Below are 22,512 nucleotides of genomic sequence, written 5' to 3'. Positions count from 1 at the left end.
TTGAAGGGAAATAGATGCTGTGGACAGGTAAAAGTTTAATTCAAGTATAATACAATCGAATGACTTTTGAGTTTGTAATTTTTAAATTTTATGGATGATTGTAACAACTTCGGTATAATAGTTGCTTAGTCCACGATGGTATGCTGATAATATAGTCAATGCTTATTGTTGTTTAAATCTAAATTAAATGGACAAAGCATTGTTAAATTTTAAGTATCTTGGTCTTTTCTATATGAAATGCGAAAAGGCCATAGCTGTTGTGTCCAATATAAATATGGATGCAGCATAATTAACAATAAACGACAAGAAAAGGGAAGAAAGCTATGATGGGATCTCTATTGGATTTAAGAAAGCGTTTGCGTAAAGATAATCCACGATGGGTCATTCTATTGATCGATATGTGGTTTGTATTTGCAAGTTATGTGTTTTCAAATTATGTCATCAATAATTTCAAGGGCGTCTTTGACGTTTCTTTAATGTTAAAAAAGCTGGTAGTGGTGTTGCCGGTATATTTACTTATGTTCTTGTTTTACAATACATTTAAAGGTATCGTTCGCCAGACAGGAATACGGGATACAATCAAGATCTTTAAAACTGTTGCATCTGCCTATTTGCTGCTGATGCTATTTACTTTTATTATCAAGGCTACCGTCGATAAAGGAACAGCCCTAGAGGATTTTCTCCGGCTGTCATACGGGATATTGACCATGCAGGCTTGTATCCTGATTGTGACAATGGTAGGGGCGCGCGTCGTGTACCGGACCATCTACGAGTATCTTTTTTTGCCAGCACGGAAAGTCGAAAATGTACTGATCTTTGGTGCCTCACGCCCAGGGCTGGTGGCTTTCTCCCTATTAAAGGAGGATCCAAGGATCAAATTCCAAGTGGTCGCCTTTGTAGAGGACAAGATATCGCGCATCGGCAAGCGGCTTGCGGGATTGAAAATTAGAGATATTACAGAAATTACGAAGGAATTTGTTGAGAAATGTCAAATTACGCAGGTCATTATTGCTGTCGAAAATAATGATCCCGAGCGGCTACAGTATGTGTCTGACTGGTTTCAAAACATTGGACTTGAGCTTAAAATTATGCCTTCGGCCCGGATCTTGCTCAACTCCGGTGTCAAGCGAGAGATCCGACCATTAAAAATTGAGGATTTGCTTGGTCGTAAGCCAATTAAATTGGACCATCCGGAGATTGAAGAGGAGATGAAGGACAAAGTGGTTCTTATTACTGGTGCCGCAGGCTCCATTGGTTCGGAACTGGCCCGTCAGATCGCAAGACGCCATTATAAAAAATTGATCCTGGTGGATCAGGCAGAGTCTGCTCTCTATGATATCCAACAGTCGATCAAGGCAACACAGCCTGATCATCTGCATTGTATTGTCGGAGATGTGCGCAACTATGCCTTTATGCAGAATATATTTGTACAGTATAAACCGGAGCTGGTGTTTCATGCGGCTGCTTATAAACACGTGCCATTGATGGAGGCAAATCCGTATGAATCCATTCAGACAAATGTGCTTGGAAGTAAGAATATCGCCGATCTTTGCATACAGCATGGTACAAAGAAAATGGTCATGGTTTCGACAGATAAGGCCGTAAACCCTACAAATGTGATGGGGGCCACCAAACGGATGGCTGAAATTTACGTAAGCAGCTGCAGCGGTAGGTCTGAAACAAGTTTTATCATTACCCGTTTTGGAAATGTACTCGGCTCCAACGGCTCCGTCATACCACTCTTTGAAAAACAAATGGCAAACGGCGGCCCGCTGACCCTGACTCACCCTGAAATTACACGTTTCTTTATGACGATTCCTGAAGCTTGCCAGCTGGTGCAGGAAGCCGGCGTCATGGGAAAAGGCGGCGAGATTTTTGTCTTCGATATGGGCAAGTCGGTTAAAATAATGGACCTGGCAAAACGGATGATCAAATTGAAAGGTTACCGTTATCCGGAAGATATTGATATCAAAATTGTTGGCCTGCGCCCGGGCGAAAAGATCTACGAGGAACTGTTGGCGAATAACGAGAATACCGTCAAAACGCATCATCCGAAAATCATGATCGCTAAAGTAAGACATGATGATTTGATCCTAAAAGCGGAGCGAATCAATGCTGTCTGTCAACAAATTGTAGATGCTGATCAGCATTTGCCCAATTTTATGGACCTGGTTGCTGCGATGAAACGGATCGTTCCGGAATTTAAATCTCAGAATTCTGAGTACGAGACATTGGACAACGCGATCGAACAGGAATTTGTAGACGAGGTCCCTGTTTATTCAATCGTAAAAAAGGCTTAAGGGGCTCAAAAATTTACCCCTATTTATTTCGCAAAAGTCCCTTTGATGGGATTTTTGCGTTTATTATGCATTCTCCATCGTTTAAAACTTGCCAATTCGCAAAAATCAAGCTAATTTTAGCGAATTATTAGTTAATAAATTTAGACAGAATAACGCAAAAGGTTTCCGTCAAAAGCACATTATATGAATAAAAAAATCTTAATCACTGGCGGGGCTGGGTTTATTGGATCCCATGTTGTTCGTGAGTTTGTTACTAAATATCCGCATTATCAGGTTATTAATCTGGATGCCCTGACGTATGCGGGCAACCTTGAAAATTTGAAAGATATCGAGGATCGTCCAAATTACAGCTTTGTCAAAGCGGATATTACCGATCAGGCGGCGATAACTTCGGTATTCGAACAATATCAACCTGACGGGATTATTCATTTAGCCGCGGAATCGCATGTAGACCGTTCCATTGCAGACCCTTCAGCATTTGTCCTGACCAATGTAATTGGAACCGTAAACTTGTTAAATGCCGCCCGGGCAATCTGGAAGGATAATTTAGAGGGAAAACGTTTTCACCATGTTTCTACGGATGAGGTATTTGGTGCTTTGGGCGAATCTGGCTTTTTTACAGAAAATACCAAATATGATCCGCATTCACCCTACTCGGCCTCCAAGGCAAGTTCGGACCATTTTGTACGGGCCTATCACGATACCTATGGCTTACCGATTGTCTTAACCAATTGTTCCAATAATTACGGCCCCAATCATTTTCCTGAGAAGCTGATTCCACTGTGTATTCACAATATTTTAAATAATAAACCATTGCCGGTGTATGGTGACGGAAAATATACCCGGGACTGGCTTTTTGTGATCGATCATGCAAAAGCGATAGACTTGGTTTTTCATGAAGGTAAAAATGGTGATTCTTACAATATAGGTGGTTTTAATGAATGGCAGAATATTGACTTGATCAAAGAACTTTGCCGACAGATGGATGCTAAATTAGGCAGGGAGGATGGTACAGCTGCTTCCCTGATTACTTTTGTCAAAGATCGTCCCGGTCATGATTTACGCTACGCGATTGATGCAAGTAAAATAAATACTGAGCTGGGCTGGAGACCATCGGTGACATTTGAAGAGGGATTATCGCTGACAATAGATTGGTTTTTGTCCAATCAGGAATGGCTGGATCATGTGACTTCCGGTGATTATCAGCATTATTATGACAACCAATATAACGGCGCTTAAACATGAAATATACAGAAACGAAACTGTCGGGTTGTTTTATTTTAGAACCGGCCGTATTTGAAGATGATAGAGGCTATTTCTTTGAGTCTTATAATGAAAATAAATTGGCTGCGATATTGGGGCATAATCCTCATTTTGTACAGGATAATCAGTCGAAATCCCAATTTGCCGTTGTCAGGGGGCTGCATATGCAAGCTGGTGAGCATGCGCAGGCAAAACTGGTGCGTGTACTCGAAGGCCGTGTGCTGGATGTGGCTGTTGATGTTCGGCCGAATTCACCGACCTATGGACAGCATGTCGCCGTGGAACTTTCTTCCGAGAATAAAAAGCAATTATTTGTGCCACGCGGATTTTTGCATGGTTTCTCTGTATTGTCTGAGCAGGCGGTATTCTCTTATAAATGTGATAATAATTATAGCAAAGAAGCGGAGGATGGTGTACACCCTTTAGATGCTGAATTGGCGATTGACTGGCAAATTCCGGTAGATCAAATGATTTTGTCAGAAAAGGATAAAGAGGCACAAAGCTTCGCCGCATTATCTGATAAATTGAAATAATAAAATAGCGCGCTTGACCTGCTTAAGGCCTCATTGGAACTATAAGCAGACCATATTGCTTCCACCATAAAAAGATATTGATGAAAATTGTCATTACAGGTGCTTCTGGACAATTAGGGTCCGAGTTATATGATTTATTGATGAATGACACTGAAATGGAGTGTTATTTTCTGGATCGTAAGCAATTACCATTGGATCAGATTCTCCTGATTCAGGATATTTTGGCCATGTATCAGCCTGATTTAATAATTCATACTGGCGCTTATACCGCCGTGGATAAGGCGGAGGAAGATGCTGAAACAGCTAATGTGGTCAATCATTTAGCCTGCGAAGAGATTGCGCTATATTGTCATGTACATGGGGCAAAGCTGATTGCTCTTTCGACCGATTATGTGTTTGATGGTGATTCTGCTGTTCCACTAACGGAGGATGCAGCTACGGCGCCAATCAATGTCTATGGACAGACCAAGCTCGCAGGAGAGAAGGCGATTCAAAAATGGTGTCCAGAGGCAATTATTATCCGGACATCCTGGGTATACTCTGCTTATGGAAAGAATTTTGTCAAGACCATGTGTCGCCTCATGGCCGAACGTGATGAGATCAGTGTGATCAATGATCAGATTGGTAGCCCAACCTATGCAAAAGATCTGGCGCTCGCGATTTTAAAAATTGCTGATACACCGGTTTGGAAAGCTGGTATTTATAACTACAGCAATGAAGGGGAAATATCTTGGTATGACTTTGCTGTAGCAATACGGGATTTCCGTTCATTTGACTGTCAGGTAAGACCAATTCCCACGTCTGCTTATCCAACCCCAGCACAACGGCCAAAGTATTCACTGCTTGACAAATCGAAAATTAAAGCAGCCTTTGATGTAGCTGTACCAAACTGGAAGACAAGTCTTGGGGACATGTTGGCAGAGGAAATTAAAAACTAAAATATCGCTAATACTTAATACGAATGAAAGGAATTATATTGGCCGGAGGATCTGGAACCCGTTTACACCCTTTAACGCTTGCCGTGAGTAAGCAATTAATGCCTGTATACGATAAACCAATGATATACTATCCGCTATCTACGCTGATGTTGGCGGGTATTCGCGAGATATTGATTATATCGACTCCACAGGATTTGCCCAACTTTAGAAAGTTGTTGGGAGACGGCTCCCAATTGGGCTGTCGGTTTGAATACAAGGAGCAGCCAAGCCCGGATGGGCTAGCACAGGCTTTTATATTGGGCGAAGAGTTTATTGCTGATGATAAAGTAGCACTTATTCTGGGCGATAATATTTTCTATGGCTCGGGCTTATCAAAACTGCTGCAATCTTGCGCGGATCCTGACGGTGGTGTGGTATTCGCTTATCCGGTACATGATCCCGAACGCTATGGGGTAGTGGAATTTGACGCAAGCAAAAGGGTGGTATCCATTGAAGAAAAACCACTCCAACCAAAATCCAGCTATGCTGTTCCGGGAATTTATTTTTACGATAATGCTGTCGTTGGAATAGCGAAAAGTATCGAACCTTCGGCACGGGGGGAACTGGAGATTACGGATATCAACAAGGCATATTTAAGTCAAGGGAAACTAAAAGTAGGGATTTTTGATCGGGGGACTGCCTGGTTGGATACGGGCACGATACAGTCATTGATGCAGGCCGCTCAATTTGTACAGGTTATCGAAGAACGCCAAGGAATGAAAATCGGCGCGATCGAGGAAGTGGCTTATCGTATGGGATACATCAGCCGGGAGCAGCTGGATGCCATTGCGGAGCCTTTGTGCAAGTCAGGATATGGTGAATACCTGAAGCGTATTGTTAAATAAGATTTTTCTCCGTTATAATCACTAAACCGTAACGACCCTTTTTATTAAAATCCAGGGCGTATATAATTAACATCTCCAAGCTGTTGTTTATATACGCCATTGTTTATATACCCCATGTCTGCGAATAGGTAATTAATCACAGCACATAATATTATTCCCTTCATCATATTTTATTAATTCAATTTATAAACAGCATACCTCCTGAAGCTTTAGATGATTTTCATTAATAAGGTTATATATGCTATATTATGGAAAAAATACACTAAATTATGATAAAATTTTATTTTTTAAAAACAATTGTTTTTTAATAGTTGTCTTTAAGTAGATTGATAAAATAGAGGTTGTCATTTTTTAATAATGGTACGATTAAGCCTGAAATTGCGGTGGAAATAAAATGTAACCTAACTATAAGTGAAGTAGGACCGATTATTACACGAAATAATAACAAGCATGATTACTGTAGGGATAATTGATAGTAATGAACAGGCACGGCAGATTACCTTAGGCGTACTTCAAGAAAAAGGGCCGATGCATAAAGTTAAGGTCCTTTTTGAGATGGGCAAAGAGCGTATTGACCAGGCCGCCGTAGCTCCAGATGTAATCATTATGGATATTGAACACCAGGAGCCATTAATTGTCGAACATGTAAAAACTATTTTTCCTAATACAGATATTGTGATATTGACCAATATCTGTGATGTGAAGACTGTACGTGCTTGCTTTAGACATGGTGCTGTGGGCTATTTGTTAAAGCAAACCTGTATGGATTCACTCCTTTCGGCGATCAGTATCACGTTGAATGATGGCTCTTTTGTAAGCCCAGGAGTGAATAGGGCACTGATTGATCAAAGCTTCAGTTCAAAAAAATACGTGGATCTGCTCACTGCCCGGGAGCTCCAGGTAGCAAACGGAATTATGGAGGGATTGAGCTATAAAATGATCGCTCAAAAGTATACCATTTCATTGGATACGGTACGTATTTATATAAAACGGATCTATCGAAAGCTTCAAATCAATAGCAAAGGGGAACTGATCGCACAACTGACTGCTTAACATTTTGTTACATGAAAATGTGACGATGTATATTTTTATCTCACAGAATTAAGCCTGATTTTTATGGATAGTTGAATCGTACGATATGCCGATTAGAAGCCGCTGGATTTTCCTGTTTCTTTTTTATTTTGCTGTTTTGTTATCCGAAGCGAAAAGTCAGCAACAGTACGATATTGCCATTAAATTCGATCATGACACGATCCCAATTGCTGTTTCCAAATCGTTTGCCAATAAATTAAGAATTACAAATCACAGCGATAAAATAATTGAGCTAAAGCCGAGCGCTAATAATACATCTGCGCTGCAGGGCTTAATAAAATTACCCCACTCGATTACGTTAATGGCTAAAGAAAGCAAAAGCTTTCCATTAAAATATATGGCCGATCGTCGGACAATTGCCAAGGGAACCCAGACATTTACAATTGGGTTTCAATCAAATGATCCAACCGTAAAAATACAGCCCCCGCAATCTTTCTCTACGCGGTTAAACGAAGCGCAGTCGTTACTTCTGCAAACCGAGCTTCCTGAATATTACATTGATCAATCAACGGGCCAGGTACAATTTCTGGTGCGAGCAGTGAATATTGGTTTGGTGCCGCTTACCATTCAGGTGCGTTTCCCAAATTTACCGGGCGAGTTGGAAATAAGGGGGGAGACTTTACCTGTTACGCTGGCAGCAGGTGGACAATCACTATTGTCTTTCACGGCAACGATGCGTTCAAAAAAAACAGCCATAGATGTAGATTTTACTTTGGAAGCTGTTGAAGCCGGCGGAAAGGTAGTCGCCAATAACAGGGTGCGGATGATGACGGTGGGTAGTGTAAAGCGTTTTGGAGCTGACCTAAATCTGCAGAATCTGCCTTATAATAATATGCTAGCATTGCGTTACCTCAATATGGGGCAAGATATGTCCGTATATCAAGTTCAGCTATTCGGTGAAATGGACATGCCTAAAGGACGTAAACTGACTTATCGCTTGAATACGGATTATTATCAAAAACAAAAGGCTTTGAATATGTACGATACGTACATAGATTATCAGACAAAGGACTGGGGAGTAAAAATCGGTAATATCTATGAAAATCTGGATCAACCGATCAACGGACGCGGAGCAAAAGCAAGCTATAAATTGGATAAGGAACGATCGATCAGTCTTTATGCTGTTGAAAATAGCTACATGTTGATCAACCAGATGAATAGTCTGCTTAGCCGTGGTAAAATCATTGGCGCCAAATATACCTTTCGTTCGGATCGGCCCCAGGAAAATAGTGTAAGCTATCTCCACACGAACAATGACTACCGTGCTGTGAACAGTGACCTGATCAGTGGTAAGGGAGTTATGAAGCTAGGGGCCAAACAACAACTTGGGGTAGAGGGTGGATACAGTGTGGAACGTCTCCAAAAGGGGGGCGCAAAAATGGCTGCCGCGTTAGGATTTAACTATAACTATGCCGATGAACACTATCAGATAAGCAGCATCAATTATTATAGTACGCCATATTACGTGGGCTTACGTCGGGGATTGATACAATCTGATACGCGTATTAGTAAATTGTTGAAAAAGAATAAAAGTGTATCCGTCCGGGCAAGTTACATGGATAATGATCCAAAATATCTACCTGGTGATCGAGATTACTATTTTAATAATGCCAACCGTATTCAGATCTATGAGTTTGGCTACCATACGGGAAAAGAAAAATTACAGCTTGATCTTCGTCCCTATTTTATGGGACAACGCGGTACCTATCAGGATTGGTACGGACTCGCAGAATCGCAGTTGAGCTGGAAGTCAAGCTCCATGCGAATAGTGGGTGATCTGAATTTTTTTACAGCTGCGCATCGCTTTTCAATACAGACCGATTACGGTTATACGTATAGAAATACATCCAACAGACCAATTGCTCCTTTTCACTCGCTACGGATAACGGGCAATTATAACAACCGCTGGTTTGGCTTTAATACGTTTATTCAGGTCAACCCTTATTACCTGAGTGATTTATTGGCATCATCAGGGAATGGCAAATACAGGATATATTCCTTCGGACCAAGCTCACAGCTCGATTTGTTTGACAACAGGCTGCAGGCTCAGATTGCGACCATGTATAGTTATTACGGATTCTCGCGCAGCAATAATTTTTCTGTTACAGGCAATGCACGTTGGCGAATGAAAGGCGGCTGGAATCTTACTGCTGATCTCTATTATACCTTGATTAGGGGAAATTTAGTATTTGGTGTGGTAACAGATCCTCAACTTAACGAAAATATGCCGTATAGTTATGCCTTTAATAATAGGCAGTTGCGGCTTGGCATAGAAAAGAGTTTCGGACATAGGGGAGGCCGACGGGGACATAAACTGCAATTGCTCTTTTTTGAAGACCGCAACAGCAATGGGGTACGGGACAACGATGAATCCCAGGCTAGATCAGTATTGGTAAAGATAGGAAAGGAAGCGGCGGTGACGGATGACAAGGGAAGAGTGAAGTTTGTTGATATGGATCCTGGGGTGTATAACATTCAGGTAGAAAACAATCGCGGTTGGGTCTCTCGCGACACGATCAGTGTCGTGCTGACAAAAAACCGGTCCATGGAAATTCCACTGATCATAACCCGAGCCTTAAAAGGGCGCATCAAATCCGTAACAAATAAATACCTGGAATCAAGACCTCAGCTTGGTGGTATACGTATTGTTGCAAGGGATCTCCAAGATAAAGAATACAGCACGTTAACGAATGAAGATGGAAATTATGTAATTTATCTGCCGATCGGGCACTACAAGGTCGATGTTGTTACTGAAGGAATGTCATTTTCAATCGAAAACCCAAGTTGTGAGATTGAAGTGAAAGAAGGTGAGGCAACTGAAATCCCTGACTTTAGATACAGGGACGAACGCCGTAAGGTTGAGATCAAGCGATTTTAGGGGGCTACAAAGCTAAATATGATATTTGCCGTATAGGTACCTGCAGGTTTGTTAAGAAGTTTGCTGGTCTCGGACGCAGGTATACTGTAACGTATATTCAAGTTGCGGTCGATTACTGGATCCGCACTTTGGATAAGCTGCTGTGCAGTAGCGGAAAGTGTGATGGTATTCATGCCCGTCTGATTAGCCATAGGACCAATGCGAAGCGCATTCAGGGGAATACTGTTTATCCCTGATATAAAGGAGGAGGAGGAAGCGCGTACATAGAGATTATAGGGTGTTGTCTTACTGATGCGAAGGTGAGTGGGCATATCTTTGCTTACGCCATTTTTATAATCGGCGGTGGTACTGAAGTCCAGGTTGACGGCCTGTTGGTTGGCGACCAATTCGGCTAGATCACTCACGACAATTTCGAGGTTTCCACTGCTTTGTGCCTGTAGTGCGCCTGTGGGATATGCGGTTGCCAATTTACTCCAGGTGTGAGTCAATGGGACGGAATAGGTGCCGGCTTGGATAAAGCTCATTTTTAACTGGCTGGCACTGATACTGTAGTTCGCTGTTAGCGATTGCGCATTATTGGCAGGTACTGCAATCCCCGTCGTATTGGTCAGTGCTTGGTCGGTCGTAGATAAAGCGACAGTGGTAGAATTGGATACGCCTGTTAATGTGGTATTTATTGCCGAAACGGGAGAAATAGGCAAGGTATTGTAGGGTAAAGGCGTATTAAAGCTAAACTGTGTGTTTGTGGTCTTTAAACTGGGAATATAGGGTACGGTCGTCGTTAAGGGAATTACTTTTTCCGTGCTGATGCCATTGGTTGAGCGATAAAAGCTTAAGTTGTTGACCAGAATACTTGTTGTACCTACCTGAACTGGAGGACTGATAAATCCGGGAACATTTATGCTAAAAGGCAATGTCGTTGGTGTAATGGAACCGGCCAAGACACCTTGTGTAGAAAAGCTCAGGTTACTATCATAAATTCCTGCAATCCAGGTTTGGCTCCCGGTAGATAAACGAACGTTGGCCGTAATGGCTCCGGAAGAGACAGTCGCCAGTGAACTATATAAATTTCCATTGTTAACCGATAGGGTGACTTCGCTACTGGCCCCGAGTAAGGATAGACTACCAATTGAGTTCAGTTTAATATGAGCGATACTGAGCGGGATACTGCCCCCAGCAGTGCTGCTAAAACTCGTGGTATTGGCCTTAACCCTAAATGTTGGCAATAAGGTAAGTACGCTGGCGTACTGGCCAACATTAAAGATCTGGTTATAGTCGGTCCTACTTTGAATGTTTGCCTGAGGAAGTGTAATAGTGACCTGGGCCACTGTCGTACGGACACATAGAGCAAGGCACAGCGATAGGATTGCCAAGTTAATATTTAATCTCTTTCTCTGCAATTTTTAAATCATATTGGCTGCCGGCGTCGAGTATAGCAACCGCGAGGTAAGGAGCGGGGGAGAGTTTCTCCGGGAGATCGACCTGCACCCATTGCTCGGCTTCGGGAAGCATCGCGATTGCAATAGCTTTAATTGGTATTTCTTCTCCTGTCTGGGTATTGGTCAACTCAAAACGGACATATGCATCTTTATTGACCTGACCCGTATTCTTGACTTTTACATCCATGCGACGGACAGCGACTCCATTCGTGTTTTTTATAATCCCCCTATCCTCAAATGCAAGAAATTCCAGATCTCCCGTTTTTAAGCCCGTCGGGGTATGGTAAATTTGGATGCCCACTTCAAGCAATACATTCATGTTCAGACCCTGCGCGAGATCTTTTTTCTGTTCCTTGACTTGCGTAAAAAATAACATGCTATTGGTCAATTTATTTTGTTCGCTGCGGGGAACTGTCATAGTAAGATTAATGCTTTTGGTTTCTCCTGGGGCTAAAAGTACAGTATTATCCGAGAGCGAAAGCCAGGAAGCATTGGACAGGGGCTTATTAGCTGTTGGATAGTACCGTTTAATCCCCAAGGAATCACGATCCCAATCTTTGATATTGGCTACAAAATAAAATTCGTTGGTCGAGGTATTGCTGAATGTGATCGCCTGACTAGCTGTCTGCCCAGCTGCACCTGTAAAAAATATGCGCGAAGGGGAAACTGAAATACCCTGGCCATAGGTCAGGGTATTAAATATGTAAGTAAATAGTATTGCTAGATAATATCTCACAAATGACAATATTTTTATCGGATCTTATAACTGTGTTGCTGTATACGTTACGGTAGTGCTATAGGCGGCGGCCGGAAGGTCCAATAATGGTGCTGCATCCGGAATAGTGTAATCGACATTATATACTGCTCCAGTAGAGGCTGTCGCGCCGTTGACCAAAGCAGCAGCCGTGGTACTTAGCGGAACATTGGCCACTAAAGTTCCGCCATTGGCAGTTGTAGGGTCCACATTGACAGTAACAATGCTCAAGGCAGGACCTCCGGCAGGTGCAAATGCCGCAGTCGCAGCGACTGTGATATCGTAAGCTCTATTGCTGACCACGGTAAAATGGCTCGCTTTCGTGACAGTTTTAGAAGCAGCATAATCGGCGGCGTCATCATAGACAAAATCAACAGTTGGAGTTGCACCCAGCGTAATTGAGATGGCGTCTGTCAAATTGATGTTGACAGTGACTGGAGCTGAAGTAACCGTCTGAGCTTTCGTGTGATGACCAAAGCATATGGCGGCGATGGCAATAAAGACTATTATTAGGTTCTTTCTCATAATTTCCTCGTTTTTTACTAGTATAACATAAATTTAGCAAGGTTGGTGTTGATTGGCAATAGGCTAACAGTCACATAATGATGTTATAAATTCGACGGAATATTTTAGATTTCAAGTCTAGCAGCAATTTCACCATGGAGATGATAGCATTTAAAGCATTCTTTACGACTTTACCTGAAACTATAAATGAAACAGCCTATATTTGCGCTCAAAATGTCCCAGACAAAAAGAATTTACCAAATCGATCTGTTTCGCTTTATAGCGGCATCGGCTGTATTGCTATATCATTATTTGTATCGGGGGTATAAAAATGGAGACATGTCACTGCTGCGTTTTGATGAAATCGGCGACTATTTCAAATATGGATATCTTGGAGTAGACCTTTTTTTTATCATCAGCGGTTTTGTGATCGCCTTTTCCATAAAACATCGTTCACTGCCCAAATTTTGCTATTCTCGGTTTAAAAGGCTTTATCCAATGTATTGGATCTGTTTGGTTATCACGTTTGTCGTAACTTATTTTTTGGGAGCACCTCGGTATCTCGTCACCTTCGAACAGCTCTTAGCCAACTTGACCATGATTCAGGAGTTCCTTGGTCAGGGAAATATCGACGGTGCCTATTGGTCACTCTATGTTGAATTGAAATTTTATCTCATTATTGCGGTATTTCTTATTACAAACCGATTCAAACAGGTCAGCCTAGACTATCTGATCTACTTTTGGCTATTTTTGTCGAGCTTGCGTCTGTTTGTTGGGCCCTCAACAACCTATGATGCCATCCATCACCTCTTTATTCTGGATTGGAGTGCTTATTTTATTGCAGGAATAGTGTTTTGCCAAATTTTTATTCATGGACCTACATTAAAGCATTTTATTATATTGCCTTGGTGCCTTTATTTATCCATCGATGGCGCTATTGGTCGGATTCATTGGTTGGCAAGGACTTTTCATAGCGATTTTTCACCCTATATTATTGGGGGCACCATCGTTGTATTTTATATCCTCATGTTGCTTGTTTCTTGCAGAAAGCTACAATGCCTCAACTCGCCCAAATTTATTAAAATTGGGATGCTTACCTATCCCTTATACCTCATTCATCAGCATATCGGATTCATCGTTTTCAATCAACTTCATGGCTATTTAAATAAATATGTACTTGTTTCTGCAGTTACACTGTCAATGCTTGCTGTTGCCTATATCTTGAGCGATTGGGTAGAGCCGCGTGTAATGAGGCTCTTTAAGCGATGATGAAATCCATCACATACTAATTTCAATTTCTTTGAGTCACCACAACGTTTACACAATGGCATTCAAAAGCTTAGAAAAAGAAATTGAATGCCATTGTGTGAAAAAATCTGTTGCGCTGTGCCTCGTTTGTCAGATGCTTAGTAGACAATATTTCCTTGATAGATAAGAGATCCGACTGGTGAAATCCGTGAAATAGCTTCTGCCGAACAACTTGCATCGATGAGGACGATGTTTGCGTCGTCGCCAGGTTTTGGCCATTGCTGTTGCCCTTTATCGTCCAATGGAATCGGGCCTGCTGTTGCTAGTTTTAGCATACGTGATAGGCCATACTCCGTAACCTGTCCATATACTTGGGCAGCCATATTGGCTTTTTGCAGAACACTTCCTGACCCGAATGTATTCCAGTGATCGACAATACTGTCGTTCCCGGTCATCACGGTGACTTTGTTTTCTAGGAGTGTCGGAATAGGCATAATCAGCCCGGCGAAAGGAATGGTCGAAACAATACCGATCTGTGCTGCACCAAGTTGTTCTGCGATTTCCTGTTGTTTGGCTTTCTCCAGTCTTGCCAGAACAAAGCAATGACTGAGGTAGGTCTTGCCTTTCAATGCGGGGTTTTCATTTACTTTTTTGATCAGGTACTCGACTGTTTTCAGTCCGGACTCACCAGACTCATGTAAATGGATATCGATACCTTTGTTGTGATCCAATGCCAATTGAACGGTGAAATCCATTGTTTTCTCAATGGCACCATCAATGGTAAAAGGATCCACGCCGCCGATAAAATCAATATTGGTTTTCGCGGCTTCTTTAAGATAGGGTACGGAATCTGTATAGTATACCCCATGTTGTGGGAAGGCAACCAGTTCGGCCCCGAAACTGTTTTTCTTATTTTCCAGTGCAAGTTGGAGGTGGTGTAGTGAATCTAACTTAGACGTAGGCTCTATATTGACGTGGCTGCGTGCAAAGGCTGTCCCCTTGGATTGAAGTAATTCTATCAGCTTTTCTGCTTTATAGGTTGAATTCTTTAACAGTTCAGGAAGGATCTGCTGCTCGAGTGCAATCATGCCTTTGACACCACCTGCACCTCGGCGCACAGCCTGCCATTTTTCGCCATAAAATGTCTTGTCTAGGTGGATATGCATATCGCTAAACGATGGAAGCATCAATCTTCCCTTCGCATCTATGGCGTTGGCATCGGTACTATTGGGTCCGATTTTTTTGATTTTTCCGGCTTCAATCTGCACCGCGAAAAGACCAGTTTTTGTCGCGATGACACTGCCATTTTCATCATATTCAAAGCCTGTTTCTAATAAAACATTCTTTAGGGTATAACTTTTTTTGCCTTGATGCCCAACCAACAGCTCAGGAGAGGCAAGTTCGTTGCGCTCTTCTGCAACAAGCATGTTTGGGATCAACGTTGTTCCGGCAAGTGCCAGAGCGGAGTTACGTATAAATTCTTTGCGCGAAAGGGCTATTGGTTTCATTTTATTCCTATTTACGTTGCGATCTAGGCGATCCATAAAATGGACTGGCCTTTTGCAAAAGTAACTACTGAAAGCTTTAATAATACTGGGTAATTTCTGCTATTTCTTGTGCGATTTATCTTTTTTCCCTAAAATCACTTGGACTTACACCAGTCTGTTGCTTAAAGAAATTAGAAAAATAGGCTTGATCTGCGAAACCTAATTCAAATGTAATTTCTTTAATGGATGATTCGGAGCTCTGGAGAAGACGCTTTGCCTCAATACAAATCCGTTGATGAATAAGCTGGGTGGCAGATATTTTCAAATATTTTTTACACAGAATATTGAGGTAGTTGGGTGAGATGTGAAGTTTTTCCGCATAAAAAGCAACTTGTTTTTGTTCTCTGAAAAATTCATCTATCAACATGTTAAATTTGGCAAGACGGGGAACGGATTGATAGACTTTGAATTCGGTAAATACATGCTCTGCTTCCCGGCTGACAATGGCGGCGATTACTCCGGCACGTGCTGTAATCAAGGGAATTAACGAATGCTCCCGTTCCAATTCTTTTTTAACGGATTCAAATTCATAATGCAACTGTATGAAGGCCTCTTTGGTGAGATCAATCACGGGATGGTTTTGGTAATTGGTAAAGGAAAAACGAAAAAAGGGCGCGAAATGCTCAAAAAATGAACGTTCGATCATCAATTGGTAGCCAATTGTACCAGAATGGATATGCCATTTGTGCATCTGGCCGGGGAATAACACATGTACCTGATGATCTTTGATGGTGTAGTCAATAGAATCAATTGTATGTGTACCAGATGCTGTATCAAATAAATTGATAATAAAAAAATCGTGCTTATGGGGCTTGTCTATCAGCCTTTCTCCATGTAATTCATTGAAGAGAAGTTCTTCGCGCCCGGCGGTCTGTTCTTTGCGGAAACCCTCCAGTCCAATGACAGGAGCCCAGATATTGGCAGTTCGTCTATCCATAGTAGCATATAATCAGACCTAAAATACGAAAAGCCCATAGCATTTTAGACGATAGGTTAAATTTTAGGTAATCGTCACGATAAACCGGCTATTCGATTTCTGCTGTCTCACTGTCGCAATTAACAATAGTCATTTTCCTAATTCTTTCCTAAATTCGGAATACATTTGTAACGCATAGCGAAGAATTGAAGTAGGAAAAAGAGGTGAAATCTGATTAAAAAAAACAATTGTCCAATGAAAGTACTTGTAATCGAAGATGAGGCAGAATTAAGGGAAATCGTGAAAGACTCTCTTATCAAAGAAGGTTATATCGTAGAGACAGCATATGACTTTAGATCGGCACTGGATAAAGTCTCGGTCTATAATTATGATTGTATCTTGCTGGATATCATGCTTCCAGGCGGGAGTGGGCTAGAGGTGTTGGATCTGCTAAAAAAGGAAGGCAAATCGGATAATGTAATTATTATCTCCGCAAAGGACTCCTTGGATGATAAGCTGCGAGGACTGGAACTTGGAGCGGATGACTACCTGACCAAGCCTTTCCATATTGCAGAGTTAAATGCTCGTATCAAAGCTGTGTTGCGGAGAAAGCAACAGGAAGGCAAAAATACATTGGATATGGGAAATATCGTACTTGACCTGAATGAACGATCGCTTTCGATTGCGGGTGAATTGGTCGCACTGAATCGAAAAGAATTTGACATCCTCCATTACTTTTTGCTGAATAAGAACCGTCTTGTCAGTAAGAATGCGTTGGCGGAGCATGTTTGGGGTGATAATACGGATCAGGCAGATAACCTCGATTTTATCTATTCCCAGATAAAGAATTTACGGAAGAAATTCTTGACAAAACAGGCAGATGTGGATTTTGAGGCGGTCTATGGGATAGGATATAAACTTGTTGAAAAATGAAATTAGCCAATCAGACGCTCAAATATCTCTCTATTTCCGTACTGGTCGTCATTGCGCTGTGGTCGACCATCTTTTATTTATTTATGCTGGAGGTGATCCATGATAATATCGATGAGGAACTTGAGAATCAAAAGCGCTTAATTATTCAGGAATTGGCTTCTGAGACGATTGTATCCCCAGATTTGGAATTTGGGGTGAACAATTATAAGGTACGTGAGATTTCCGAACAACAGGCGATCAAAATGCAGAATGTCTACAAAGATACCATGCTGCTTATGCAGGATGATGACGATCCTGAACCCGAATTGGAACCTGTGCGTATGCTGACGACGGCATTTGAGCATAAAGGACATTATTACGAGCTTTCGATAATCAATTCCACGATTGAGGAAAGTGACCTGATCAAAAATTTATTCTACTCTGTTGTGATCCTGTTTATCTTGTTGGTCGTCAGTATTGTCTCGATCAATAAGGTGGTTATTGAACGATTATGGAGCCCTTTGTATCGCTTTTTAGATCAGCTCACAAAATTTCGCCTTGGAAAATCGGGAGATAAACCAGCTATGGATACCAATATTCAGGAATTTAAGGATTTGCAGCTTGCTGTAAGTACTTTAATCAGACACAATGAGGAAACGTACGAACAACAGAAGCAGTTTATTGGGAATGCCTCACATGAACTGCAGACTCCTTTGGCGATCATGATCAATAAATTGGAAATGGTAGCCGAAACAGAAGGCTTGCAGCCTGAGCAGTCAAATGCTATTGCAGAGGTATTGAACACGGCAGAAAGACTGGTGCGTTTGAATAAATCATTATTGCTGCTCACTAAGATCGAGAATAGGCAATACTTAAATAACGAGGATCTTTCGCTCAATAAGCTTGTGACACATACTGTCGATGAACTTGAAGAGATTGCTGCATTTAAAAATATTGTGATCAAGGTTCATCAACATCAGGAGCTGAACCTTCGATTAGATAGTTCATTGGCCAATATCATCGTGTCAAATTTGATTCGTAATGCCTTATTCCATAATAAAGAAGGTGGTGAAGTAAATATCGCGATCACTGAAAACTCACTTGCGGTAGCGAATACAAGCGTACAGGGGGCTTTGGATGCGGAGCAAGTATTTTCCAGGTTTTATAAATCGGATACCTCCTCCAAAGGCTCTGGGCTAGGGCTCGCGATCGTGCAGGCAATCTGTAATCTATATGGATTTTCGATTTCATACAATTATGCTGATAGTCAGCATACATTTAAAATAAATTTTCGCTAAGTATGACTTTCATTCCCAAATCTTTACAGAATCAATGCTTTACTTTGTAATACACTAAAGCGATAAAGATATGAAACGTAACATGATATTAAGTGCATGTATCCTTGCACTCTCAACGATTGGAGCTTTTGCTCAGGATATTCCACAAAATCAGGTGCCAGCGGTTGTGGTCAATAGTTTGCAGCAGAAGTTCCCAAAAGCTAAAGCGGTAGATTGGGAATTGAAAGCGGGATTGTATGAAGCGGAATTTGAAACTGGCCTATTCGGAACTGACCATGAAGTCTGGATTCAAAATAACGGCAAAATTGTGCGCCATAAAGAGGAACTGGCCAAAAATGATTTGCCAAAAGGGGTGATTATCAAAATGAAAAAGTACTTTCCGGGCTATCGCATAGAAGATGTGAAAAAAATTACGGAGGAACAAAAGATTACATATGCATTCGAGGTAAAAAGTCGTACGGATGAATGGAAACTTGTTGTCGATCCGCAAGGAAATATCTTGGGAAAAAGAAGAAATTAAGATAGATAGCTCGTTTAGATTAGAAACAGCACCTTGTCAGCAGAGCTGGCAAGGTGCTGTTTCTCTGTTAATAGATTGTTTTTAAAGGACATCTTATCGCGCAAATTTAGTTGCGTAGTCTGTTAAGTTAGATTCTTCTCGCGTAATCTTTGTTGTCATGATAAGGGTAAATTTACAGTAAATAGGAACGTGAAATCGTGCGTTTGTTCATGAATAGTTTGTAATTATGTATTGAAATTAATCCGTTAAACGCCATTAAAGAGATTTTAGAAGCAATTGAGCCGCAAATTAATTGGAGACAATAAAATCCCTGAAATCAGTGATTGAAAAAAACTGTAAGCTCAACTATCTTTGGATAAGTCAATTAAAGCTGAATTGATACGGGTCGTTCCGGATTGATCCGGAATGGATAGAAAAGAACATTTATAACAAAGTGTACAAATAAACTTTAAATAGAACAACAATGATCAAACAATTAATTACAGGCATCCTAACTGTAGCGGTGCTAACGATGTCAAGTTGTGGCTCAGGAACGAAGGATCCTGCGGCATATAACAATTCAATTATTACGGTCATCAATGGAAGTGAAAAGCATATTACAGACATGAATGCAGCCATGAATGCTTCTGACTATGCCAAGGCTGAGCAGGTCCGTACGGATTGGGAAAAATCCTTGAACGACGATATCAAAAAAGTAGAGGAACTCGGTGATTTTAAAGGAGATGCAAGCTTCCAAAAAGCAGTGCTTGATGGGCTCAATGGTTATAAAAAGATCGTAACCGAAGATTATCCGAAGCTGATAGAGTTGCGCAAAAGCAAGACTCCTGATGCAGCTACTGAATCAACTCTGCTTGACAACATCAATAAAGCCTTCGAAAATATGAGTAATGGGGTCAACAAAGCCTCTACCGAATTTGAAGGTAAATATAAGGGATAAACGCCATATCATTAATAATCAAAGGAGTCGTATCATATTTTGATACGGCTTCTTTTTTTATGTGGAATAGTCAGGTTCGCTTGGAACTAGAGAAATAAAAAAGATGTAAATGAAATGTTAAAGCTGAGGGACTTTTCATTGTGTATTGTATTTTTATGTAGATTTATGCAATAAAAGCTGATGAAAGCCCTGCCCTGTGTGATCGATACATGAATAGTTGCGGGCATGCCATCATGCCTGTGAATGGGTTTGGAGAATCCCTATTTAGGCGAAGAATGATTTAATATATTATTAAGTAATGAAAATTGTATTGGTTTTATCAAGTGCTTTCATGTTGTGTTTTTTCTTCTCAACGACATTGCTCTGGGCACAGGGGGATCTAAAGAAGTTAGATTATTTGATATTGATGAATGCTGATACGCTTTACGGGAAGATCACCTCTGTTAAAGACCATAAACTTAAATTTGAAAATCAACAAAAGGAAAAGTTGACTTTTACACCTGACCAGGTGTACCGTGCGTACTGGCAGACCAAAAAGAAAGTATATGCACCATCCTATGTAGAAAAAGGATTGGAACCTGTACCGGGAACTTCTCCTCAGACCTATCGGGTAAGAATGGCTAACGATTTAGAACCTACATTTGCAGAGGTACTTGTCGATGGTGAAATCATGGCTTACTTTATTTCTGAATTACATTTTGGCGGTAGTGGCGGAATGATGATTGGTAGCGGCGGCGCAGCCCCAATGATTGGTGTTGGATTCACCAAGTCAAAGTATGCATATGCACTCAAAAAGGCAACGGGAGAAGTTATTGAAATAAATAGTAATTCAAACGGACTATTTAGCAATAATAAAAAGAAAAGAACGCTGACATTAGGTCGTTTAATTAATGACGAACCTGAATTGTTTGCCGAATTTGAAAAGGAGCAAAAGTATAACTATGATGTGTTTGTCAAATACATTGTACGATATAATGAGCTACAGCGGGCAAAAGAATCTCCTTCGGACCAATCCAGACTGTTTATTTATTAATATTCATCCATTTACATTTCGAAAAAAAACAACATATGGCGCTTATTATTTTTATTGTACTGACCATCATTGCTGCTTATGGTTTTTGGCTTTTGTTTGAGAAGGCAGGGCGTCGTGGCTGGGAGGGTATTGTTCCTGTTTATAGCCAATGGATTCAAGGACAGATAACCAATCGGCCTGTCTGGTATATTGTATTGTTGATCATTCCGATCGTGAATATCTTTGTTTTTTATAATTTATACCTGGATTTCATCCATTGTTTTGGTAAAAGAAGGTTTTGGGAAAATTGTGCTGCGGTGCTGGTCCCTTTTATCGTATTACCATTATGGGGCAGAGATAAAAATGTCCAATTTCTAAATGGACTTTATGCTAAAAAACTGAAAACAGCAACTGCCGAAAATAAGCAATTGACAAAAGACGATCGACTGGTACTGCTACACGAATCGTATAATGAATTTAAGACCAAGTATCCTTATAAAAAATCTATGGTTCGCGAGTGGGCGGATGCCATTGTCTTTGCGACGGTTGCCGCAACGCTGATCCGCGGTTTCTTGCTGGAAGCTTTTATGATCCCTTCAGGTTCAATGCAACAATCGCTTTTGATCGGAGACTATCTATTCGTCAGTAAGCTGAATTATGGGCCACGTATTCCAAATACACCCATTGCCTTTCCTTTTGCACATCACACCATGCCTGTTATAGGCGGAAAAGCGTTTTCGGAGCTGATCAGAATTCCTTACAAACGGCTGCCGGGTTTTCAAGAGATTAAACGGAATGATGTCATCGTATTTAATGCGCCTGCGGGAGACACTGTTGCGGTAGAGAATCAAGATCAACCTTATTACGATCTGGTTCGTTCCATGGGGTACGAAGCGGTCCATCAACAGTTTACTATTCAAACGCGTCCAGTGGACAAGCGGGAGCATTTGATCAAACGCTGTGTCGGCATGCCGGGTGATAAAATCAGCGTGCGCGATGCTGTACTCTATGTAAACGACCAACCCGGTTTCGTTGCTCCAGAAAGTCAGATGGATTATACCGTGATGACTGATGAGACAGGGCTGGATGAACAGCGAATGCGGGATATGGGGATCGAAATCGCACAGATTCAGCCCGGAATTTATATGGTCTTTCTAACACCTGAGCAGGTGAACATGGTGAAATCTTGGTCCAATGTTAAATCCATGCAGATGAACCTGCGCAAAGCAGGGGAACCGGAAGCCAATACATTTCCGAATGATCCACAGTATAAATGGAACTACGATAATTTTGGGCCTTTTGTGATTCCAAAGAAAGGAATGAGAGTAGCATTAAATGCTCAAACTTGGCCCCTATATGAGCGTGCTATCCGTGTTTATGAGAATAACCGCTTAGAAAAGAGAGCGGACGGTATATATCTGAATGGGAACAAGACAGATTCTTATACGTTTAAAATGGATTACTATTGGATGATGGGAGATAATAGACACAATTCCCTCGATGCAAGAGACTGGGGATTTGTTCCCGAAGACCATAT

General features: G+C 41.3%; 19 protein-coding genes. 14 read left to right on the top strand and 5 right to left on the bottom strand.

Annotated elements, in window-relative coordinates:
• Nucleotides 1-323: 323 nt before the first annotated feature.
• From B4A24_RS04185 to B4A24_RS04155, 7 genes are all read left to right on the top strand, one after another.
• Complete coding sequence (locus B4A24_RS04185; protein ID WP_293942930.1) at nt 324-2,300, top strand: polysaccharide biosynthesis protein; 1,977 nt, start codon at nt 324-326, stop codon at nt 2,298-2,300.
• Nucleotides 2,301-2,483: 183 nt separating this feature from the next.
• Nucleotides 2,484-3,539, top strand: a complete 1,056-nt coding sequence (rfbB, locus tag B4A24_RS04180) for a dTDP-glucose 4,6-dehydratase (protein WP_288811789.1) — start codon at nt 2,484-2,486, stop codon at nt 3,537-3,539.
• A 2-nt stretch (nt 3,540-3,541) separates the two neighbouring features.
• Nucleotides 3,542-4,096 (top strand): dTDP-4-dehydrorhamnose 3,5-epimerase, encoded by a 555-nt coding sequence (gene rfbC, locus B4A24_RS04175; protein WP_293942926.1) that lies wholly within the window; start codon nt 3,542-3,544, stop codon nt 4,094-4,096.
• Nucleotides 4,097-4,176: 80 nt separating this feature from the next.
• A complete protein-coding gene (rfbD, locus tag B4A24_RS04170; RefSeq protein WP_172393833.1) occupies nt 4,177-5,034 on the top strand; it encodes a dTDP-4-dehydrorhamnose reductase in 858 nt (285 codons plus the stop codon).
• A gap of 23 nt (nt 5,035-5,057) precedes the next feature.
• Complete coding sequence (gene rfbA / locus B4A24_RS04165; RefSeq protein ID WP_172393832.1) at nt 5,058-5,918, top strand: glucose-1-phosphate thymidylyltransferase RfbA; 861 nt, start codon at nt 5,058-5,060, stop codon at nt 5,916-5,918.
• 450 nt (nt 5,919-6,368) lie between these two features.
• Nucleotides 6,369-6,971 carry a LuxR C-terminal-related transcriptional regulator gene (locus B4A24_RS04160; protein WP_293942922.1) on the top strand — a complete coding sequence of 201 codons (603 nt, stop codon included), beginning with the start codon at nt 6,369-6,371 and terminating at the stop codon, nt 6,969-6,971.
• A gap of 85 nt (nt 6,972-7,056) precedes the next feature.
• Complete coding sequence (locus tag B4A24_RS04155; RefSeq protein WP_293942920.1) at nt 7,057-9,888, top strand: MSCRAMM family protein; 2,832 nt, start codon at nt 7,057-7,059, stop codon at nt 9,886-9,888.
• Here the strand turns inward: B4A24_RS04155 and B4A24_RS04150 are convergent.
• Genes B4A24_RS04150 through B4A24_RS04140 form a run of 3 tightly spaced genes read right to left on the bottom strand, consistent with a single transcriptional unit; the run spans nt 9,885 to nt 12,606 of the window.
• Entirely contained in the window at nt 9,885-11,288 is a 1,404-nt protein-coding gene (locus tag B4A24_RS04150; protein ID WP_293942918.1) for a hypothetical protein, read from the bottom strand. The two genes, B4A24_RS04155 and B4A24_RS04150, sit on opposite strands and share 4 nt — an antisense overlap.
• Nucleotides 11,263-12,063, bottom strand: coding sequence for a hypothetical protein (locus B4A24_RS04145; RefSeq protein WP_293942916.1), 801 nt, complete (start codon nt 12,061-12,063; stop codon nt 11,263-11,265). Before B4A24_RS04145 ends, B4A24_RS04150 begins: the two co-directional genes overlap by 26 nt.
• A gap of 24 nt (nt 12,064-12,087) precedes the next feature.
• Nucleotides 12,088-12,606 carry a hypothetical protein gene (locus B4A24_RS04140; protein ID WP_293942914.1) on the bottom strand — a complete coding sequence of 173 codons (519 nt, stop codon included), beginning with the start codon at nt 12,604-12,606 and terminating at the stop codon, nt 12,088-12,090.
• Nucleotides 12,607-12,792: 186 nt separating this feature from the next.
• On the opposite strand from B4A24_RS04140, the gene B4A24_RS04135 reads away from it, so the two are divergent.
• Nucleotides 12,793-13,854: an acyltransferase family protein gene (locus B4A24_RS04135; protein ID WP_293942912.1), complete on the top strand. Its 1,062-nt coding sequence runs from the start codon at nt 12,793-12,795 to the stop codon at nt 13,852-13,854.
• Nucleotides 13,855-13,991: 137 nt separating this feature from the next.
• On the opposite strand, the gene B4A24_RS04130 is transcribed toward B4A24_RS04135, so the two are convergent.
• Together B4A24_RS04130 and B4A24_RS04125 are read right to left on the bottom strand one after the other, a co-directional pair.
• Nucleotides 13,992-15,341, bottom strand: coding sequence for an amidohydrolase (locus B4A24_RS04130; RefSeq protein WP_293942910.1), 1,350 nt, complete (start codon nt 15,339-15,341; stop codon nt 13,992-13,994).
• A gap of 115 nt (nt 15,342-15,456) precedes the next feature.
• Nucleotides 15,457-16,317 (bottom strand): helix-turn-helix domain-containing protein, encoded by an 861-nt coding sequence (locus B4A24_RS04125; RefSeq protein ID WP_293942908.1) that lies wholly within the window; start codon nt 16,315-16,317, stop codon nt 15,457-15,459.
• Between the two features lie 234 nt (nt 16,318-16,551).
• On the opposite strand from B4A24_RS04125, the gene B4A24_RS04120 reads away from it, so the two are divergent.
• The 6 genes from B4A24_RS04120 to lepB form a co-directional block, all read left to right on the top strand.
• On the top strand, nt 16,552-17,229 hold the full coding sequence (locus tag B4A24_RS04120) for a response regulator transcription factor (protein WP_293942907.1): 678 nt from the start codon (nt 16,552-16,554) through the stop codon (nt 17,227-17,229).
• A complete protein-coding gene (locus B4A24_RS04115; protein WP_293942905.1) occupies nt 17,226-18,506 on the top strand; it encodes a sensor histidine kinase in 1,281 nt (426 codons plus the stop codon). The genes B4A24_RS04120 and B4A24_RS04115 overlap by 4 nt, the downstream gene beginning before the upstream one ends.
• 70 nt (nt 18,507-18,576) lie before the next feature.
• The gene (locus B4A24_RS04110) at nt 18,577-19,026 is read left to right on the top strand and encodes a PepSY-like domain-containing protein (RefSeq protein WP_293942903.1); all 450 of its coding nucleotides are present in this window, start codon (nt 18,577-18,579) and stop codon (nt 19,024-19,026) included.
• Nucleotides 19,027-19,489: 463 nt separating this feature from the next.
• A complete protein-coding gene (locus tag B4A24_RS04105; protein ID WP_293942901.1) occupies nt 19,490-19,963 on the top strand; it encodes an LIC11966 family surface protein in 474 nt (157 codons plus the stop codon).
• Between the two features lie 298 nt (nt 19,964-20,261).
• A complete protein-coding gene (locus B4A24_RS04100) occupies nt 20,262-20,996 on the top strand; it encodes a hypothetical protein (protein WP_293942899.1) in 735 nt (244 codons plus the stop codon).
• A gap of 35 nt (nt 20,997-21,031) precedes the next feature.
• Nucleotides 21,032-22,512 (top strand): signal peptidase I (gene lepB, locus B4A24_RS04095; RefSeq protein ID WP_293942897.1); only part of this gene is annotated, 1,481 nt, incomplete at its 3' end.

Source organism: Sphingobacterium sp. UBA7249 (genome assembly GCF_002472835.1).
Taxonomy (GTDB): Bacteria; Bacteroidota; Bacteroidia; order Sphingobacteriales; family Sphingobacteriaceae; genus Sphingobacterium; species Sphingobacterium prati.
This window is presented reverse-complemented; position numbering and strand designations above follow the sequence as displayed.

Excerpts from the sequence above, each read along its gene's own strand:
- B4A24_RS04185 (WP_293942930.1), top strand. The coding sequence starts at position 324 with ATGATGGGATCTCTATTGGATTTAAGAAAGCGTTTGCGTAAAGATAAT.
- rfbB (WP_288811789.1), top strand. The coding sequence starts at position 2,484 with ATGAATAAAAAAATCTTAATCACTGGCGGGGCTGGGTTTATTGGATCC.
- rfbC (WP_293942926.1), top strand. The coding sequence starts at position 3,542 with ATGAAATATACAGAAACGAAACTGTCGGGTTGTTTTATTTTAGAACCG.
- rfbD (WP_172393833.1), top strand. The coding sequence starts at position 4,177 with ATGAAAATTGTCATTACAGGTGCTTCTGGACAATTAGGGTCCGAGTTA.
- rfbA (WP_172393832.1), top strand. The coding sequence starts at position 5,058 with ATGAAAGGAATTATATTGGCCGGAGGATCTGGAACCCGTTTACACCCT.
- B4A24_RS04160 (WP_293942922.1), top strand. The coding sequence starts at position 6,369 with ATGATTACTGTAGGGATAATTGATAGTAATGAACAGGCACGGCAGATT.
- B4A24_RS04155 (WP_293942920.1), top strand. The coding sequence starts at position 7,057 with ATGCCGATTAGAAGCCGCTGGATTTTCCTGTTTCTTTTTTATTTTGCT.
- B4A24_RS04140 (WP_293942914.1), bottom strand. The coding sequence starts at position 12,606 with ATGAGAAAGAACCTAATAATAGTCTTTATTGCCATCGCCGCCATATGC.
- B4A24_RS04135 (WP_293942912.1), top strand. The coding sequence starts at position 12,793 with ATGAAACAGCCTATATTTGCGCTCAAAATGTCCCAGACAAAAAGAATT.
- B4A24_RS04130 (WP_293942910.1), bottom strand. The coding sequence starts at position 15,341 with ATGAAACCAATAGCCCTTTCGCGCAAAGAATTTATACGTAACTCCGCT.
- B4A24_RS04125 (WP_293942908.1), bottom strand. The coding sequence starts at position 16,317 with ATGGATAGACGAACTGCCAATATCTGGGCTCCTGTCATTGGACTGGAG.
- B4A24_RS04120 (WP_293942907.1), top strand. The coding sequence starts at position 16,552 with ATGAAAGTACTTGTAATCGAAGATGAGGCAGAATTAAGGGAAATCGTG.
- B4A24_RS04115 (WP_293942905.1), top strand. The coding sequence starts at position 17,226 with ATGAAATTAGCCAATCAGACGCTCAAATATCTCTCTATTTCCGTACTG.
- B4A24_RS04110 (WP_293942903.1), top strand. The coding sequence starts at position 18,577 with ATGAAACGTAACATGATATTAAGTGCATGTATCCTTGCACTCTCAACG.
- B4A24_RS04105 (WP_293942901.1), top strand. The coding sequence starts at position 19,490 with ATGATCAAACAATTAATTACAGGCATCCTAACTGTAGCGGTGCTAACG.
- B4A24_RS04100 (WP_293942899.1), top strand. The coding sequence starts at position 20,262 with ATGAAAATTGTATTGGTTTTATCAAGTGCTTTCATGTTGTGTTTTTTC.